This window comes from Mesorhizobium sp. RCAM 05104, from assembly GCF_059683645.1.
Genome location: NZ_CM185033.1, coordinates 1,256,227 through 1,274,663, shown reverse-complemented (window position 1 = coordinate 1,274,663; position 18,437 = coordinate 1,256,227). Strand labels below are relative to the sequence as shown.

The window sequence follows — 18,437 nt, the reverse complement described above, 5'->3', positions numbered from 1 at the left end:
GCCGAAGCGGCAGCGCTTCAGCATGCGCGGCCTCTTGTTGTGCCGCGGACACCTTTCGCAAAACCGTGCAACATTTTTGCGGAATCCCCCTATAGGGCGGCGTGAATGAAGTTTTCACGCCTTCGCCTCCTCGGTTTCAAATCCTTCGTCGAGCCCGGCGAGTTCGTCATCGAACGCGGCCTGACGGGTGTTGTCGGGCCGAACGGCTGCGGCAAGTCGAACCTGGTCGAGGCGCTGCGCTGGGTGATGGGCGAAAGCTCCTACAAGAACATGCGCGCGTCCGGCATGGACGACGTCATCTTTTCCGGTTCGGGCACGCGCCCGGCACGCAACACCGCCGAAGTCACGCTTTTCCTCGACAACAGCGACCGCTCGGCGCCCGCCACCTTCAACGATGCCGACGAATTGCAGGTGTCACGCCGCATCGAGCGCGAGGCGGGCTCGCTCTACCGCATCAACGGCAAGGAAGCGCGCGCCAAGGATGTGCAGCTTCTGTTCGCCGACCAGTCGACCGGCGCGCGCTCGCCGTCGATGGTCGGCCAGGGCCGCATCGGCGAACTGATCCAGGCAAAGCCGCAGGCGCGCCGCGCGCTGCTCGAAGAGGCGGCCGGCATTTCCGGGCTGCACACCCGTCGTCACGAAGCAGAACTGCGGCTGAAGGCGGCCGAACAGAATCTGGAACGCCTGGACGACGTCGTCGGCGAACTGGAAAGCCAGATCGAAAGCCTCAAGCGCCAGGCGCGCCAGGCATCCCGCTTCAAGAACCTGTCGGCCGATATCCGCAAGGCCGAAGCGACGCTGCTGCATCTGCGCTGGACGCTGGCCAAGACGCAGGAAGGCGAAGCACGCTCGGCGCTGGCGGTTGCCACGGCGCTGGTCGGCGATCGCGCCGCCGCTCAGATGAACGCGGCCAAGGAGCAAGGCATCGGCGCTCACCGCTTGCCTGACCTGCGGGACGCGGAAGCCGCCGCCGCCGCTGCCTTCCAGCGCCTGTCGATAGCCAGGTCGCAGATCGAGGAGGAAGCCGGCCGCATCCGTGCCCGCCAGGCGGAACTCGAGCGTCGGCTGCAGCAACTCGACGGCGATATTGCGCGCGAGGAGCGCATGGTCCGCGACAATGCGGATATTCTCGAGCGCCTTCGCACGGAAGAAGCCGCGCTCAATTCCGAAAACGCCGGTGCCGCCGAGCGCGAGGCAAGCACCCGGGCCGCGTTCGAACAGGCGGCATCGACGCTTGCCGCAAGCGAAGCGAGGCTTGCCGCGCTGACCGCCGAGCGGGCCGAGGCCGCCGCTTCCCGCAACCAGATCGAACGGACGCTGCGCGACACCGCCGAGCGCCGCGACCGCTTCGCGCGCCAGCTCGCCGAGGTTGATCGGGAGCTGTCGGACATCCTGTCGAAGGTGGCCGGACTGCCGGATCCGGCCGAGAAACAGCTCCTGGTCGAACAGGCCATCGCGCTGCTGGAAGAATCCGAGGCCGCGATATCGGAGGCCGAACAGTCGGTCATCGATGCCCGCGCCACCGAAAGCGCTGCCCGGCCGCCACTCCAGGACGCCAGGGCGGAGCTGGCGCGGATCGAGACGGAAGCACGCACGCTGGCCAAGATCCTCAACGCCGCCAGCGGCGACCTCTTCCCGGCCGTGTTGGAACAGATCAGCGTCGAGCGCGGCTTCGAGACGGCACTGGGCGCCGCCCTTGGCGAAGACCTTGACGTGCCGCTCGACCGCAGCGCGCCGGTGCATTGGGGCGAAAGCCAGATCCATCCCGGCGATGCGGCTTTACCCGAGGGCGTCACGAGCCTTGCCAGCGTGGTTCACGCGCCGGCGCAGCTCGCCCGCCGGCTGGCGCAGATCGGTATCGTTGCGGACAGTGATGGCCGCCGGCTGCAGGCGCTTCTTGCGCCCGGCCAGCGGCTGGTCAGCCGCGAGGGCGCGCTCTGGCGCTGGGATGGCTTCACCGCCAGTGCCGACGCGCCGACCGCCGCCGCGCAACGGCTGGCGCAGAAGAACCGGCTGGCCGAACTCGATGCCGAAGCCGTGCAGGCGACGCTCGTCCTGCGCCAGGCCGAGGAGGCGCTGGCACAGGCCGAACAGACGCTTCGCCTGGCAAGCGAAGCCGAGCGCAATGCGCGCCAGGCCGGACGTGACGCCCAGCATCGGCTGGACGCAGCCCGCAATGCGCTGGCCGAGGCCGAAAAGGCCGGCGGCGAATTGTCGAGCCGGCGCGCCGCATTGGACGAGGCACGGGCCCGCATCGTCGACAGCCATGAGGAGACATCGGCGGCTTTCGTCGAGGCCGAGATGCTCTTGCAGAGCGCTCCCGATCTGGGCGACCTGCAATTGCAGCTCGAACAGTCCTCAGCCAATGTCGCGCGCGACCGCGCCACGCTTGCCGATGCGCGCGCCGTGCACGAGGGTTTGCGGCGCGAGGCCGAGGCGCGCATACGCCGGCTCGAGGCCATTGGCGCCGAGCGCAGCAACTGGCTGGAGCGCGCCGAAAATGCCTCGACGCAGATCGCTTCGCTAGGTGAACGCAAGGCCGAGGCCGAGGCCGAGCGCGAGCGACTGGCCGATGCACCAGACGAAATCGACGCCAAACGGCGCGCGTTGCTGTCGCAGCTCACCGAGGCGGAGACCTTGCGCAGGGCGGCCGCAGACCGTTTGCAGGAGGCGGAGAACAGGCAATCCGAATTGGACAAGGCGGCCACCGGCGCCATCCAGTCGCTGGCCGAGGCGCGCGAGACGCGCGTTCGCGCCGAAGAGCGGCTGACCGCGGCCGACGAACGCCGGCTGGAGGTCGAGGCGCGCATCCAGGAAACGCTGAACACGCCGCCGCATCTGGTCATCCGCCACACCGGACTTGAAGCCGACAGCCCGATGCCGGAAATGGCCGAGATCGAGCGTCAGCTCGATCGGCTGAAGATCGAGCGCGAGCGGCTTGGCGCGGTCAATCTGCGCGCCGAGGAAGAGCAGAAGGAGCTGTCCGATCGGCTTGAGACCATCGTCTCCGAGCGCGAGGACATCATCGAAGCGATCCGCAAGCTGCGGCAGGCAATCCAGAGCCTCAATCGTGAAGGCCGCGAGCGGCTTCTCGCCGCCTTCGATGTGGTCAACGGCCATTTCCAGCGGCTGTTCTCGCATCTGTTCGGCGGGGGCACGGCGGAATTGCAGCTGATCGAGTCCGATGATCCGCTCGAGGCCGGGCTCGAAATCCTCGCCCGCCCGCCCGGCAAGAAGCCGCAGACCATGACGCTGCTGTCCGGTGGCGAGCAGGCGTTGACGGCGATGTCGCTGATCTTCGCCGTGTTCCTGACCAATCCGGCGCCGATCTGCGTGCTCGACGAAGTCGACGCCCCGCTCGACGACCACAATGTCGAGCGCTTTTGCAATCTCATGGACGAGATGGCCAACACCACCGAGACGCGCTTTGTCATCATCACCCACAACCCGATCACCATGGCGCGCATGAACCGGCTGTTCGGCGTGACCATGGCCGAGCAGGGCGTCAGCCAGCTCGTGTCGGTCGATCTGCAGGCCGCCGAGGCGATGCGCGAGGCTAGCTGAACCATCCGGGCTGCCTGGATCGCTTGGACGATCCGGGAGCGATTGGCCACTTTCAGTCTCCGCGTCGCAAAATCCAGTTTGCGCACATCGCGGCCGCGAGACCGAACGCCATGCCGACGCAATCGGCAACCCAGTCGAACACGTCAAGATCACGCTCTATCAGCGTCGTGCCCTGCAGAATTTCGATCGCGGCTCCAACCAGGGCAAGGAAGACGATCAGCCTTGCCTTGCGCTCGGGCCAGCCGATACTTCCGATGAATGTCAGAACGGCGAATGCGCTGGCATGGTTCAGCTTGTCGTAGTGGAAACCGACGTCGATGCCGAATTCCTCGAGACGAGGTACCGGCAACAGCGCAAGCACAAGAACGACAATGAGGATGACGACAAAGGCGATCCGTCCGGCGGCTGAATAAGATATCATTCTGCTCCAACAACAATCTGTGCCCGACCGCCGAGAAAGCCAAAGCCGGCTCGACGATCCGGACCGGGCCTTTGCGGGAATACCCGATGGGGCAGGGCGGTGCCGTCACGCCACGATTGCATCGGATGTTTTGAATAGCAACGGACCCCTGCGAGACGACGCCAGCATCAGCTGGCAGGCCTCTGGCGCGAGCAGGCAATCAATCCTGGACGACCTCTGACGGAAAGCAGACGCGAAAAAGCCCGCGTTCCGGGGAGGGGGGGAAGGAAGGCGGGCTCTTTGACAACCTAAGGCTTGGGATTCTCAGGTCGGCCATCAACTCGCGAAGGGCCACTTCGGTTCCATTGAAAAGCTCAAACCAAGTCAAAACGCTATGTCAAAAGACATACCCAGGAAAATAGGAAATATTTCCTCCTTTTCTGTCGTTCGGATTCCGATTCTGCTATATTTTAAGAAGTGAGGACTGGTCCTCTTCACAGGTCTACGACAAGCGTCAAACCGTCAGGGTTGTGCTCGGCCATTTTTCTCTGGCGCCGAGTCATCGGGTGACTTGGTTAAATAACTGAAATTGTTATGCAATATTTCCCGCACGCTTTCGCGTAGTGCTCATGCCTAGGGGGCACACCAGCCAAATGAAAATCCCGCGTGGGTAACTACATCGATAGCGACACCCGGCTCACGGTGGCTCCCGCCGTGGTCATCAAGAATCAAAATCGGTGTAAGTATCTGATTATATTATATAATATGAAAATATATGATGGCTGGGGCGCCAGGATTCGAACCTGGGAATGTCGGTACCAAAAACCGATGCCTTACCACTTGGCGACGCCCCAATTGCCGTCAGAGTCGCTTGTGCGGCGCGTTATTAGCAGAGCAGCCAAAAAGCACAATGCTTATGAACGATGATGAGAACGCCCGAATGAGCTAAACGCGGTCACCGCCAGATGGCAAGCGAACGGGCTATTCGGACCAGACCGCCATCTCGTTCCCGGCCGGATCGAGAAAGTGGAAGCGCCGGCCGCCGGGGAACGCGAAGATCGGCTTGACGATCGTGCCGCCGGCATTTTCGACGGCATTGAGGGTTTCTTCCAGATCCCGGCTATAGAGCACGGGCAGTGGCTTGGCGGGCGCCTCCGCGGCATCGGCCTGGAAGCCCCCATCCAGGCCCTCGGCAAAGGCCGAATAGGTCGGCCCATAATCGGTGAAAGACCAGGCAAAGGCGGCACTGTAGAAAGCCTTGAGCCGGTCCAGCGTTCCGCCGGTCGCCGGCATTTCCAGATAGTCGAGTTTCCCAGACAGTTTCATGGCGTACCTCTTTGTTCCCTTTATGTTCTAGTCCTGTGGTTCTGGAGTGGCAAGTCTTTTTGCCGCATCTTCGGACACAACTTTTTCTTAATCGATTGTAGCAGGCGGACGGCCTCCCTGACGCCTTGCCTTTCGCACTGCAGCATCATATCGCTCCGAAGTCGGACACGGCGGGACTTTCCGTTTCGCCAATCTTTCCAATCTCCTGCAACCGGAGAGCAAAGCATGACCAAATGGGTTTTCACCTTTGGCGACGGTGCGGCGGAAGGCCGTGCCGGCGACAAGAATCTGCTGGGCGGCAAGGGCGCCAACCTGGCCGAGATGTGCAGTCTGGGCCTGCCAGTGCCGCCGGGCTTCACCATCACCACCGAGGTCTGCAACGCCTATTATGCCAATGGCCGCACTTATCCGGCGGGATTGGAAGCGGATGTCGCGGTGGCGCTCGATCACATCGGCCGGCTGACCGGCCGCCGGTTCGGCGACCCGTCGAAACTGCTTCTGGTGTCGGTGCGTTCGGGTGCCCGTGCCTCGATGCCAGGCATGATGGATACCGTGCTCAATCTCGGGCTGAACGACGAGACGGTCGAGGCGCTCGCCGCCGATTCCGGTGATGCGCGCTTTGCCTATGACAGTTACCGCCGCTTCATCCAGATGTATTCGGATGTCGTCATGGGCCTCGACCACGAAGTGTTCGAGGAAATCCTCGAAGACCAGAAGGGCGGGCTCGGCCATGAGCTCGACACCGATCTGACGGCCCTCGAATGGCAAGGCGTCATCGCGCTCTACAAGGCCAAGGTCGAGGAAGAACTGGGCAAGCCGTTTCCGCAGGATCCGAATGAACAGCTCTGGGGCGCCATCGGTGCCGTGTTTTCAAGCTGGATGAACAACCGCGCCATCACCTACCGGCGTCTGCACGACATTCCCGAAAGCTGGGGCACGGCGGTCAATGTCCAGGCCATGGTGTTTGGCAATATGGGCGAAACCTCGGCCACCGGCGTCGCCTTCACCCGCAACCCGTCGACCGGCGAAAAGCAGCTCTATGGCGAGTTCCTGGTGAACGCGCAGGGCGAGGACGTGGTCGCCGGCATCCGCACGCCGCAGAACATCACCGAGGCGGCGCGCATCGCCGCCGGCTCCGACAAGCCATCCTTGCAGAAGCTGATGCCGGACGCCTTCCATTCCTTCGTCACAATCTCCGACAGTCTGGAAAAACACTACCGCGACATGCAGGATCTCGAATTTACCATCGAGCGCGGCAAGTTGTGGATGCTGCAGACGAGGTCCGGCAAGCGCACCGCCAAGGCGGCGCTCAGGATCGCCGTCGATATGGCCCGCGACAAGCTGATCACGAAGGAGGAAGCTGTCGCCCGCATCGATCCGGCCTCGCTCGACCAATTGCTGCATCCCACCATCGATCCCAAGGCGGCGCGCGACGTTGTCGGCATTGGTCTGCCTGCCTCTCCAGGTGCCGCCACCGGCGAGATTGTCTTTTCCTCTGGCGACGCCGAGGAGCTCAAGACACAAGGCCGCAAGGCGATCCTGGTGCGCATCGAAACCAGCCCCGAAGATATTCACGGCATGCATGCGGCGGAAGGCATCCTGACGACACGCGGCGGCATGACCAGCCACGCCGCCGTCGTTGCGCGCGGCATGGGCAAGCCTTGCGTGTCGGGCGCCGGTTCGCTGCGCGTCGACTACAAGGCCGGCACGCTGATGGCGATGGGATCGACCTTTCGCAAGGGTGACATCATCACCATCGATGGCGGCAACGGCCAGGTGCTGAAGGGCGCCGTGCCGATGCTGCAGCCGGAACTTTCCGGCGATTTCGCCGCCATCATGGAGTGGGCGGATGCAGTGCGCCGCATGAAGGTGCGCACCAACGCCGAAACACCGCTGGATGCGCGCATGGCGCGTTCCTTCGGCGCCGAAGGCATCGGGCTTTGCCGCACCGAGCACATGTTCTTCGACGGTGAGCGGATCGTGGCGATGCGCGAAATGATTCTGGCCGACACGGAAAAGGACCGGCGCACCGCACTTGCCAAGCTTCTGCCCATGCAGCGTTCGGATTTCCTCGAACTGTTCGAGATCATGGCAGGCCTGCCGGTGACGATCCGCCTGCTCGATCCGCCGCTGCACGAATTCCTGCCCAAGACCGAGGAGGAAATTGCCGAAGTCGCCACCGCCATGAATGTGTCGCCGGACAAGCTCAGGCAGCGCACCGAGGCCCTTCATGAGTTCAACCCGATGCTCGGCCATCGCGGCTGCCGGTTGGCGGTGTCCTATCCCGAGATCGCCGAGATGCAGGCGCGCGCCATTTTCGAGGCCGCCGTAGAGGCCGGCCGCAAGGCCGGTGCGCTGGTGGTTCCCGAAATCATGGTGCCGCTGGTCGGTCTCGTGAAGGAGCTCGACTATGTGAAGGCGCGCATCGATGCCGTCGCCAAGAGCGTCATGGAGGAGACCGGCGTCAAGATCGACTATCTGACCGGGACGATGATCGAATTGCCGCGCGCGGCGATCCGCGCCCATGTCATCGCCGCCACGGCCGAGTTCTTCTCCTTCGGCACCAACGACCTCACCCAGACGACCTTCGGCATCTCGCGCGACGATGCGGCCTCGTTCCTGGAAACCTATCGGCAGAAGGGCATCATCGAGCAGGATCCGTTCGTCTCGCTCGACATCGACGGCGTCGGTGAACTGGTGCGCATGGCCGCCGAAAAGGGCAGGGCGACGCGGCCGGACATCAAGCTCGGCATCTGCGGCGAACATGGCGGCGACCCGGCTTCGATCCGCTTTTGCGAAGAGGTCGGCCTCGACTATGTGTCCTGCTCGCCCTATCGCGTGCCGATCGCCAGGCTGGCGGCAGCGCAGGCGGCGGTGCTGGTCGCCAAGGCAGGCCGCGCATAGGACCCATCCAGATCGAGCTTACCGTTTTGTAAGATAATTCACGCGAACGTGCTGACGGTATCGCGCAATCTCGACATTGTTCCCGGCCAATTTGCGGACGTCCTGCCAATTGCTCCCGGAAACAGATGTTGCAGACTTCACCCGCGCCGTTTCGCTCGATCCTGGTCATTCAAACGAAGTTCATGGGAGATCTCGTCCTCGCCTCGGCGCTCGCGGAAAACCTGCGGCTTGAATTCCCCGGCGCCAAGCTCGTGTTTCTGTGCGAGGCCCGCTTCGAGAGCTTCGTGATCGCCCATGGCATTGCTTCCGAGGTGGTCACATTCAGCAGAGCCCGCATGCGCGGCACCACCCTGGAGCGGCTAAAAGAGCTTTACGCCATGGTGCGGGCGTTGCGCCGCTTTCGCTTCGACCTGACGATCGACCTGACCGATTCAAAGACGTCGCGCATCATCAGCGGTTTCGTCAACGCCAAGACCCGCGTCGGCTACAACCCTCCCGAAAGGCCCTTGCGTCTGCTGGAGCGGCAGCCCGCCAATGTCTTTGCCAGGCCATATGGCTTTGGTGGCGAGCACTATCTGTTTCGCTATCTTTCGCCGCTCCAGGCACTTGGCATCGGTCTTCGTGTGGCGGTTCCGCGCATTCAACCGCTACCGGTCGAGACGGCAAAGGCATTGGCACTCCTGGGCAAGCATCATCTGCGGCCAAACGCCTTTGTGGTTGTGCATGCCGGTGCAAGCTTCGAGGGGCGCCGTTGGCAGCCGGAGCGATTTGCCGCGGCGATCGTCGAAATCACTGGCGATACTGGCCTGGACGTCGTCCTGGTGGGTGGCTCGGACGAGCACGGGATTGCCGAACGTATCGTCGCCCGGACAGCGCCATCGGTCGTCAATCTGGTTGGGCAGCTGTCGCTTGAAAGGCTGCTGGCGGTGCTGGCGCGGGCCAGGCTGTTTCTCGGCAACGAAAGCGGGCCGATGCACATGGCCGCGGCGGTGGGAACCCCGGTTGTCGGGTTGTTCGGTTCGACGGACCCGTCGCGCTGGGGTCCGGTGGGCGTATCCAGCATTGCGCTTCGACCTCCAATGCCTTGCAATTGTGTAGCCAAAGACCTGTGCCGGTGGCCGGATACCAGCAAGGCCTGCTGCGTGTGGCGCCTGGAGGTCAAGCCTGTCGTCGACGCGGTGCTTGAACTCCTTTCGCGCACCGAATTGAAGCTGGAGCGCGCCATCTGAGATCATGCGTGGCAGGCGTCGTCACACCAAGCAGACAGTCAAATTGTCGCGCCTTGTGCTTTTCTGCTATGCACCATCCCGATTTCCGCCTTCATGCGGGTCTTGGGACACCCATTTGAAAATACCGGTCAGGAACTGATGCACCTGCTGCAAAAACATCTCTGCATGGTCGCCATCTCGTTGGCGGTGGTATCCAGCGGCAACGCCGCGACGCTGGTCGAGCCCACGCTTCACATCCAGCCGGATGCAAGCGGGGCGGGTCGCGTTGCGCTGACGCTCGATGCCTGCGGCGGACAGACCGACAACCGGATTCTCTCGGCGCTGGTGGAAAACAAGATTCCCGCCACCATTTTCGTTACCGGCATCTGGCTGAAGCGAAACGCCGCCGCCGTCGAGATCATGCGGGCGCATCCCGATCTGTTCGAACTGGAAAATCACGGCGGCCATCATGTCCCGGCGGTCGACACGCCGCAGAAGATCTACGGCATCCGCAGCGCCGGCAGCCCGGACGCGGTACTGGCCGAGGTCGAGTCGGGTGCCGCTGCCCTTGCCAGGACCGGCGAGCCGGCGCCAAAATGGTTTCGCGGGGCAACCGCCGAATACAGCCCGTCGGCGATCGCGATGATCCGCAAGCTTGGCTTCAAGATTGCAGGCTTCTCGATAAACGGCGACGGTGGTTCACTGCTCGGCGCCAGGGAAACCACCAGGCGCATAGCGGCGGCCAAGGACGGTGACGTCATCATCGCCCACATCAACCAGCCGACCCATGCCGCGGGCGAAGGCGTGGTGCAGGGCCTGCTGGCGCTGAAGGAAAAAGGTCTGACCTTTGTGCGGCTCGACGATGCTGATGGCATCGGCAATCACGGCACCACGGACTAACGACGGTCCAGTGCACCAGCGCTTTCGTTGCCTCGCGGTTCCGAAAAGTGGCTGCCGTCCGCTCAGCCTGGTTTGGCTTCGATGCTGACCTTGCTGGCGTAGAACGCGCCATGAGCGCGGATTTCAGCCATTTCGTCGAATGACCGCTCGTAAGCCCACATCGCATTCTGGCCGGTCTCGCCGGCAGGCAGCACGCTCCAATAGCTTGCATCGCCCTTGTAGGGACAATGGGTGGAATGCTCCGTGCCGCGGAGCTTGCTGAAATCGATGTCGGCGAACGGAATGTAGAAGACCGCGGGATAGGGCGTCTCGGTCAGCACCTTGGCCTTCGTGGAGGAGGCGATGACCGTGTCCCCGGAGCGCACGGTGACGGTGCCGACATAGGGCTCGATGGCAATGACCTTGTCCGGATTGCGTTGAAAGCCGGGTGCCGGGTTGGCGATCTGGTCCATGCGGGGGTCTCCTTGCCTCGACTTTAAAGTGTGTCGTGCAAGCGCGTTACGCAAGGCCTGCAGTCGCCATACTGCACGCAAAGGCCGCTTGCGCCGAGCCGGGGTCGACCGCGCGTGCCTTTAAACGGCACTGTCCGTTGAGAGTCAGGCAGCGGTCTTGAAGGCATCCATGAGCCCGGCATAGGCGGCTGCGATACCGGCCACCGGGTTGCTGCTTCGCGACGCGGTCTCGACTTTCAAGGAGCCACCGCCGGTCGGCAAGGTGAGCAGCAGGAACTGGCGATTGCCGCCGTCGCCGACGGATGCGGCCGCTACGTGCTGGCCTTCGCCTTCGTTCTGGACGCACATCTTGAACAGCAGTGTGCCGCCGACCGCTTCGAGCGCGCCGCCGACAACTTCAACAAATTCGTCTTCGGAAACAGTCTTTGTATCCGGCACCAGATCAGCCAGACTTTCGGCAAGCGTGCTTTCGAGGGTCTTGTCGTCGAGCTGCGCGTCCATGCGAACCTCTTTCAGTCGCCAATCGCCCCTTGCCCTTTAACGAACCTTAACGCCGACGATGGCCGGATTGTGGCGGTTTTCCCGGTCCTGTCGATCAATGCAGCGTTTGCCCGGGGCCGGCGACTGGACAAACCGCCGGTTCGCTCCACAATGGAGCGAAAAGCAAAAACGCAAAAGCGTAGGGGAGGAACGAATGCTGGGATTGATGCAGGAATGGCCGCTGCTGTGCCACAAACTCATCGACAATGCCGAGCGGCAGCATGGCGTGCGCGAGATCGTGTCGCGCTCGATCGAGGGGCCGATCGTGCGCACCAGCTATGCGGACATCCATCGCCGCGCCCTGAAGGTCGCCCAGCGGCTGGAACGCGACGGCTATCGCTTGGGCGACCGCATCGCCACGCTGGCCTGGAACACGGCGCGCCACATCGAGGCCTGGTACGGCATCATGGGCATCGGCGCGATCTATCACACGCTCAATCCACGGCTGTTTCCCGAGCAGATCGTCTGGATCATGAACCATGCCGAGGACAAGGCAATCTTCGTCGACCTGACCTTCGTGCCGCTGCTCGAGAAGATCGCCGGCGCCGTCAAGTCGCTGAAACAGGTGATCGTGCTGACCGACAGTGCGCACATGCCGCGGACCACACTGCCGAATGTGGTCGCCTATGAGGACTGGCTGAATGAGGCGGATGGCGACTTCGCCTGGAGGGTCTTCGACGAAGGCACCGCCGCCGGAATGTGCTACACGTCGGGGACCACGGGCGATCCAAAGGGCGTCGTCTACAGTCACCGTTCGAACGTGCTGCACGCCATGATCGCCGCCATGCCTGACGCGATGGGGCTGTCGTCGCGTGATACGATCCTGCCGGTCGTGCCGATGTTCCATGCCAATGCCTGGGGCCTTGGCCAGAGCGCGCCGATGGTCGGTGCCAAGCTGGTCATGCCTGGCTGCAAGATGGACGGCGCCTCGATCTATGAACTGCTCGACACCGAGAAGGTGACCTTCAGCGCCGCCGTGCCGACCGTATGGATGATGCTGCTGCAATACCTCGAAGAGACCGGCAAGAAGCTTCCCTATCTGAACAGGGTCGTCATCGGCGGCTCGTCCTGTCCGCGCGCGATCATGACGAAGTTTCAGCAGAACTACGACGTCCAGGTCATCCATGCCTGGGGTATGACCGAGATGTCGCCACTCGGCACGCTGTGCACCTTGAAGCCGGAATATGCGGGTCTCCAGGGTGAGGCCCGGCTCGACATTCAGCAGAAACAGGGCTACCCGCCATTCGGCGTCGAGATGAAGGTGACCGACGACGACAACAAGGCGCAGCCCTGGGACGGCAAGACGTTTGGGCGGTTGAAAGTGCGCGGCCCGGCCGTTGCCCGCGCCTACTATGGCGGCGCGGGCGCGGAGCAGTTCGACGAGGACGGCTGGTTCGACACCGGAGACGTCGCTCATATCGATGCCGGCGGCTATATGCAGATCACCGATCGTGCCAAGGACGTCATCAAGTCCGGCGGCGAGTGGATTTCGACCATCGACCTCGAGAATCTGGCTGTCGGCCACCCCGACGTCGCCGAGGCGGCGGCCATCGGCGTCCAGCATTCGAAATGGGGCGAGCGGCCATTGCTGGTCGTCGTTGCCAAGCCGGGCAAGGAACCGACCAAGGCGGACATCCTCGATTTCATGGACGGCAAGGTGGCCAAGTGGTGGATGCCGGACGATGTCGCTTTCGTTGGCGAGATACCGCATACCGCCACCGGCAAGATCCAGAAGATCACGTTGCGCCAGCAGTTCAAGGATTATCGCTTGCCGACGGATTGACTGGATGTTGCGTGTCTCGGCTTCAAGCCGCCGCCGAAAGGCACTACGGCGCCGCGCGCCCTTTCGGGCGCGCAAAGGGCGCTGTGGCATTTTTTAACTAGCGCATGACCCCGAAAATCGATTCCGATTTTCGGGGTCATGCGCTAAGTCTCCGTTCGGGTTGGGGCAGCGCGGAAAACAATGGTTAGCATTCCCGAACGGCAGACGTCGAAGGCGGCCGGATGGTCGCGGCGCACCGCCGCCTTTTCGGCGGTGTTGCTGCTGACCGTCTTCATCGGCCATCGTCTCGATCTCGTCGAAACACCTGTTTTCCTGTGGGTACTGGGTATCGTCGCGCTGCTGGCGGCCCTGGCGCTCCTGTTTGCCGGATTTGCCTTTTCGAGGTTGTGGAATTTCGGCGACCGCGGTGGTCGCGACCTGACGGTCGGCGTCCTGCTGGCGCTGCTCGTGCTCACACCCTATGGCGTAGCCGCCTACTGGGCGACAACCTATCCGCCGCTCAGGGATATCTCGACGGATTTCGACGATCCGCCGGCGCTCGACGTCAGCGACCGGACCAAGGACATGAACGTGCTCTCCCCGTCCACCCCCGGCGAACAGCGGCTGCAGACCGAGAGCTATCCGCTGGTCAGCGGGCGTAGCTACAATCTGCCGTTCGAGACTGTCGTGGATGCCGTCGAAACCGTGCTCGATCGGCGCGATTGGGATCTAACCGAACCCTATCCCGATGTCAGCGGGCAAAGCGAGGTGACGATTGCCGCGACAGCCAAGGGTTTTGTCCTCGGTCTTCCCGCCGACGTGGCGATCCGCGTGACCGACGACGGTGATTCCGTCATCGTCGACATGCGGTCGGCTTCCCGCTACGGTCGCTATGACCTCGGTGACAATGCCGCGCGCATCACCGATTTCCTCGCGGAACTGGACCAGGAAGTCGCCGGCCAGGTTGGCGCGGCTCCAGCCGAATAAGCATCGGCAGATGCCTATGTCGCAGGCGTGAAAATACCGTCGATGGCTGGTGCGGCGTCTGTGACGACCTGACCGCGCGCCACCAGATCCTCCAGATGGGCAAGCACCGACAATCCGGCAGCGCCATGCAGCCGCGGGTCGGTATCCCTGTAGATCGCCTTGACCATGTCCGCAATCGTCCGGTCGCCGGCTCTGACCCGCTCCAGTATGGCTCGCTCGCGCATCTTGCGATGCGTCTTCAATCCGCGCATGAAACTGCGCGGTGCCGTCACCGGTCCGCCGTGGCCAGGCAAAAGCAGGCGGTCGCCGCGCTCGATCAGCCGATCCAGCGAGGCCATGTAGTCAGCCATCGCCCCGTCTGGCGGCGCGACGATCGACGTCGCCCACGCCATGACATGATCGGCCGAAAACAGGATGCCGGTTCCTTCCAGCGCGAACGCCGCGTGATTGACGGTGTGGCCCGGGGTCAGAACAGTCCTGATCGACCAGCCATCGCCGTCGACCAGCCCGCCGTCGGGAAGTGCGATATCGGGAGCGAAAGCGGTGTCGGCGCTGGCGTCGAGCGCGTTGGTCTCGCCGATATGCAAGGGTCTTGCGGAGCGGTGCGGGCCCTCTGCCAGCACGACGGCGCCGGTACGCTCTTTCAGCCGCGCCGCCAGAGGAGAGTGGTCGCGATGCGTGTGGCTGATGAAAATATGGCTGACCGGCCTGCCTGCGATCACATCGAGCAGGGTCCGCAGATGCGTCTCGTCATCCGGCCCCGGATCGATCACCGCCAGCGTGTCGCGGCCAACGATGTAACTGTTGGTACCGTGAAAGGTGAAGGGGCTTGGATTTCGGGCCGTGATGCGTTGGACGTCCGGCGCGACGCTCACCCCCTGGCCGTAGGCGGGATCGAAGCCGGTGTCGAATTTGAGAGCCATGGCGGACCGGTGCTTTGTTTCGGAAAACGGCAAAACCGATTGCCGCATAACACGCAAGCCAATATAGGAGAACGCGAGGCCGCGAACATAAGATGGCGGCAATCGGATGGGGAATATCATGGCAATTGCAACAACGATGCGTCCGCTTGTGTCTCTGGCCTTGCCCGAAAACGGCACGTCGCGGCTGGCGACGCAGATTTTCCTCGCGATCGCCGGTACGCTGGTGCTGACCTTGTCCGCCAAGACCAAGGTGATGCTCGGACCGGTCGACATTTCGTTGCAGACGCTGGCTGTGCTCCTGATTGCCGCCACCTTCGGCATGCGTCTAGGCGTCGCCACCCTTCTGCTCTATATGGCGGAGGGCGCAATGGGCTTCCCGGTCTTCCAGAGCACCCCGGAAAAGGGCATCGGCGTTGCTTACATGCTCGGCTCGACCGGCGGCTATCTTGCCGGCTTTGTGGTCATGGCGGCGATCGTCGGCTGGGCCGCCGATCGGGGCTGGGACCGCCATCCGATCAAGCTTTTCAACGCGATGCTGGTTGCTGAAGTCGTCATGATGGCAATGGGCTTTGCCTGGCTGGCGCTGCTGATCGGCCCCGAAAAGTCGTGGCAGTTCGGCGTCGTGCCGTTCATCGTCGGCGATCTGATCAAGGTTGCCCTAGCGGCCAGCCTGGTGCCGGCCGTGTGGTCGTTGCTGAAGCGCTCCTGAAGTCTGCAAGAAGCAGGAAGCCAAGTGTCATATGACATCAGGGGGCTGTTGCCCGGCAATGTCGCGGACGGATGCTTCCAATGAAAGTTCTTGTCACCGGCGCTGCTGGATTTATCGGCTATCATGTGGCCAGGCGTCTGCTGGAGCGCGGTGACGAGGTTGTCGGTATCGACAGCATCAACAGCTACTACGATCCGCAGCTCAAGCATGCGAGGCTGCGGCTCTTGGAGGAGGCGAGCCGCAAGACCAACGCCGGCTATCATTTCATCCACGGCAATCTCGCCGACAAAAGCGTGGTCGATGGCTGTTTTGCCGACCACGCATTCGACCGGGTGATCCATCTCGCCGCCCAGGCCGGGATTCGCTACAGCCTGGAAAACCCGCATGCCTACGTCGAAAGCAACATCGTCGGCTACACGAACATGCTCGAGGCCTGCCGCGGCAGCGGCGTTGCACACCTGACCTATGCCAGCACTTCGAGCGTCTATGGCGCCAACACCGACATGCCGTTTTCCGAGCATCGGCCGGCCGACCACCCGCTGCAATTCTACGCCGCGACCAAGCGCGCCAACGAGCTGATGGCGCACAGCTACAGCCACCTGTTCGGGTTGCCGACGACCGGGCTTCGCTTCTTTACCGTGTATGGTCCCTGGGGGCGCCCGGACATGGCGCTTTTCCTGTTTACCAGGAGCATCCTTGCCGGCGAGCCGATCAAGCTGTTCAACAACGGCAATCACACGCGGGATTTCACCTATGTCGACGATATCGTCGAAGGCGTCGTCCGGGCCAGTGACAACCCGGCCGCTCGCAACCCCGCCTGGGACTCCAGCCATCCGGATCCGGCGACGAGCAACGCCCCCTGGCGCATCTTCAACATCGGCAACAACAATCCGGTGAAGCTGACTGCCTATGTCGAGGCGCTGGAAAATGCGCTTGGCCGCAAAGCCATCATCGAGCTGTTGCCGCTGCAGGCGGGCGACCTGCTCGATACGTTCGCCGACACGTCGGCGCTGGATCAGGCGGTCGGCTACCGCCCGGCCACGACGGTGCACGAGGGCGTCGAGCGCTTCGTCGCCTGGTACCAGGCATACTATGGGGTATAGCGAAGGACACGTCCTTGCGCGAAATTGCTGTTGAGTTAGTGTCAGTCCTGTGAAGTCTGTTCGCGCTCCAAGTATTTGGATAGACACTTGCCGCCTGGGATGGCTTTCTATCGGACATGGTCAGGTCGTTTGTTGAGTGCGTCGATTGACAAGCCATTGCATGAAACCTAAGCACGGGCAGTCAAGGCCGGGGGGCTTCGGCATGTCAAGGAGAGCTTCTTGAAAGGAATTGTCCTTGCTGGAGGCAGTGGAACGCGTCTCTATCCACTAACATTAGCAGTCTCTAAGCAAATTCTCCCGATATACGACAAGCCGATGATCTATTATCCGCTGAGCGTTTTGATGCTTGCGGGAATCCGCGAGATTCTGATCATTTCGACGCCGCGTGATCTGCCTACATTCCACCAACTGCTCGGCGACGGATCGGAGTTCGGGCTCGACCTGTCCTATGCCGAGCAACCGCATCCCAATGGTCTTGCCGAAGCCTTCATCATCGGCCGCGACTTCATCGGCAAGGACAGCGTGTCGATGATTCTGGGCGACAACATCTATTTCGGCGATGGGCTGTCGGAGCTTTGCCGCGCCGCTGCATCGCGTGAAAGCGGCGCTTCGGTGTTCGCCTACCATGTCGAGGATCCCGAACGCTACGGCGTGGTGTCCTTCGACAAGGCGACCGGAACCGCGTTGACGATCGAGGAAAAGCCGCAGAAGCCGAAATCCAACTGGGCTGTCACCGGCCTGTATTTCTATGACAATGACGTCGTCGACATCGCCCCGACCATCCGGCCCTCGGCGCGCGGCGAGCTGGAGATCACGGCGCTCAACAATGTCTATCTTGATCGCGGGCTGCTGCATGTGCACCGGCTGGGGCGCGGCTATGCCTGGCTCGACACCGGCACGCATGACAGTCTGCACGAAGCCTCCTCCTTTGTGCGCACGATCGAGCACCGCCAGGGCATCAAGGTCGCCTGCCCGGAGGAAATCGCCTTCGAACAGGGCTGGCTGACGGCCGACGAGGTGCTGCAGCGCGCAACCCGCCTGGGCAAGAACGAATACGCCGCCTATCTGCGCCGGCGTGTCGTCGATCTTTCGGAGGGTTAGGCGTGGAGGTGAGGCCCCTTGGCATCGAAGGAGTGCTGGAAATCGTTCCGAAACGGCATGGTGACGCGCGCGGGTTCTTTATCGAAACCTACAATGCCGAGCGTTTTTCGCAGGCCGGCATCGACTTGCGTTTCGTGCAGGATAACCATTCCTATTCCGCCGCCGCCGGCGTCTTGCGCGGACTCCACTATCAGCTTGCGCCGCGCGCCCAGGACAAGCTGGTGCGCGTCATCCGTGGCAGCATCCTCGACGTCGCGGTCGACATTCGCCGCGGCTCGAAGACCTTTGGAAAATGGATCGCCCTCGAACTGTCGGCCGACAGGGGCAACCAGATTCTGGTGCCAAAGGGCTTCGCGCACGGCTTCGTGACGCTCGTGCCCGACACCGAGGTCCTGTACAAGGTCACCGACACCTATTCGCCCGAGCATGACCGGTCGATCCGTTTCGACGATCCCGCCATCGGCATCGAATGGCCATCGATGGCTGGCGGGTTCCAGCTTTCGGACAAGGATCTCAAGGCGCCGCCGCTTGCCGCCGCCGAGGTGTTTGCCTGATGGA

At 62.8% G+C, this 18,437-nt stretch carries 15 protein-coding genes and 1 tRNA gene; 10 read left to right on the top strand and 6 right to left on the bottom strand.

The window, feature by feature from the left end; translation table 11 throughout:
- Positions 1 to 105: 105 nt before the first annotated feature.
- Complete coding sequence (gene smc / locus AC56QP_RS06595; protein ID WP_489860431.1) at positions 106 to 3,564, top strand: chromosome segregation protein SMC; 3,459 nt, start codon at positions 106 to 108, stop codon at positions 3,562 to 3,564.
- Between the two features lie 52 nt (positions 3,565 to 3,616).
- Here smc and AC56QP_RS06590 read toward each other — a convergent pair whose 3' ends face one another.
- The 3 genes from AC56QP_RS06590 to AC56QP_RS06580 form a co-directional block, all read right to left on the bottom strand.
- Positions 3,617 to 3,985: a VanZ family protein gene (locus AC56QP_RS06590; protein ID WP_489860432.1), complete on the bottom strand. Its 369-nt coding sequence runs from the start codon at positions 3,983 to 3,985 to the stop codon at positions 3,617 to 3,619.
- A 758-nt stretch (positions 3,986 to 4,743) separates the two neighbouring features.
- Positions 4,744 to 4,818: transfer RNA gene (locus AC56QP_RS06585), tRNA-Gln, on the bottom strand.
- Between the two features lie 127 nt (positions 4,819 to 4,945).
- On the bottom strand, positions 4,946 to 5,290 hold the full coding sequence (locus tag AC56QP_RS06580; RefSeq protein WP_489860433.1) for a VOC family protein: 345 nt from the start codon (positions 5,288 to 5,290) through the stop codon (positions 4,946 to 4,948).
- A 225-nt stretch (positions 5,291 to 5,515) separates the two neighbouring features.
- On the opposite strand from AC56QP_RS06580, the gene ppdK reads away from it, so the two are divergent.
- The 3 genes from ppdK (at position 5,516) to AC56QP_RS06565 (ending at position 10,302) form a co-directional block, all read left to right on the top strand.
- A complete protein-coding gene (gene ppdK, locus AC56QP_RS06575; RefSeq protein WP_489860434.1) occupies positions 5,516 to 8,194 on the top strand; it encodes a pyruvate, phosphate dikinase in 2,679 nt (892 codons plus the stop codon).
- Positions 8,195 to 8,319: 125 nt separating this feature from the next.
- Positions 8,320 to 9,423: a glycosyltransferase family 9 protein gene (locus AC56QP_RS06570; RefSeq protein WP_489860435.1), complete on the top strand. Its 1,104-nt coding sequence runs from the start codon at positions 8,320 to 8,322 to the stop codon at positions 9,421 to 9,423.
- Between the two features lie 138 nt (positions 9,424 to 9,561).
- Positions 9,562 to 10,302: a polysaccharide deacetylase family protein gene (locus AC56QP_RS06565; protein WP_489860436.1), complete on the top strand. Its 741-nt coding sequence runs from the start codon at positions 9,562 to 9,564 to the stop codon at positions 10,300 to 10,302.
- Between the two features lie 62 nt (positions 10,303 to 10,364).
- On the opposite strand, the gene AC56QP_RS06560 is transcribed toward AC56QP_RS06565, so the two are convergent.
- Together AC56QP_RS06560 and AC56QP_RS06555 are read right to left on the bottom strand one after the other, a co-directional pair.
- Complete coding sequence (locus tag AC56QP_RS06560) at positions 10,365 to 10,754, bottom strand: DUF427 domain-containing protein (protein ID WP_489860437.1); 390 nt, start codon at positions 10,752 to 10,754, stop codon at positions 10,365 to 10,367.
- Between the two features lie 144 nt (positions 10,755 to 10,898).
- Positions 10,899 to 11,255, bottom strand: a complete 357-nt coding sequence (locus AC56QP_RS06555) for a hypothetical protein (protein WP_489860438.1) — start codon at positions 11,253 to 11,255, stop codon at positions 10,899 to 10,901.
- 193 nt (positions 11,256 to 11,448) lie between these two features.
- Between AC56QP_RS06555 and AC56QP_RS06550 the strand changes: the two genes are divergently transcribed.
- Together AC56QP_RS06550 and AC56QP_RS06545 are read left to right on the top strand one after the other, a co-directional pair.
- Positions 11,449 to 13,077 carry a fatty-acid--CoA ligase gene (locus tag AC56QP_RS06550; protein ID WP_489860439.1) on the top strand — a complete coding sequence of 543 codons (1,629 nt, stop codon included), beginning with the start codon at positions 11,449 to 11,451 and terminating at the stop codon, positions 13,075 to 13,077.
- 180 nt (positions 13,078 to 13,257) lie between these two features.
- The gene (locus AC56QP_RS06545; protein ID WP_489860440.1) at positions 13,258 to 14,043 is read left to right on the top strand and encodes a DUF1499 domain-containing protein; all 786 of its coding nucleotides are present in this window, start codon (positions 13,258 to 13,260) and stop codon (positions 14,041 to 14,043) included.
- 14 nt (positions 14,044 to 14,057) lie between these two features.
- On the opposite strand, the gene AC56QP_RS06540 is transcribed toward AC56QP_RS06545, so the two are convergent.
- Entirely contained in the window at positions 14,058 to 14,966 is a 909-nt protein-coding gene (locus tag AC56QP_RS06540) for an MBL fold metallo-hydrolase (protein WP_489860441.1), read from the bottom strand.
- Between the two features lie 118 nt (positions 14,967 to 15,084).
- Here AC56QP_RS06540 and AC56QP_RS06535 point away from each other — a divergent pair, with 118 nt between their 5' ends.
- The 4 genes from AC56QP_RS06535 to rfbC all read left to right on the top strand — a co-directional run bounded on the left by AC56QP_RS06535 (position 15,085) and on the right by rfbC (position 18,433).
- Complete coding sequence (locus AC56QP_RS06535) at positions 15,085 to 15,675, top strand: biotin transporter BioY (protein WP_489860442.1); 591 nt, start codon at positions 15,085 to 15,087, stop codon at positions 15,673 to 15,675.
- A gap of 80 nt (positions 15,676 to 15,755) precedes the next feature.
- Positions 15,756 to 16,778 (top strand): NAD-dependent epimerase, encoded by a 1,023-nt coding sequence (locus tag AC56QP_RS06530; RefSeq protein WP_489860443.1) that lies wholly within the window; start codon positions 15,756 to 15,758, stop codon positions 16,776 to 16,778.
- 219 nt (positions 16,779 to 16,997) lie between these two features.
- Positions 16,998 to 17,879: a glucose-1-phosphate thymidylyltransferase RfbA gene (gene rfbA, locus AC56QP_RS06525; RefSeq protein WP_489860444.1), complete on the top strand. Its 882-nt coding sequence runs from the start codon at positions 16,998 to 17,000 to the stop codon at positions 17,877 to 17,879.
- Between the two features lie 2 nt (positions 17,880 to 17,881).
- A complete protein-coding gene (gene rfbC, locus AC56QP_RS06520; protein ID WP_489860445.1) occupies positions 17,882 to 18,433 on the top strand; it encodes a dTDP-4-dehydrorhamnose 3,5-epimerase in 552 nt (183 codons plus the stop codon).
- Positions 18,434 to 18,437 lie beyond the last annotated feature (4 nt).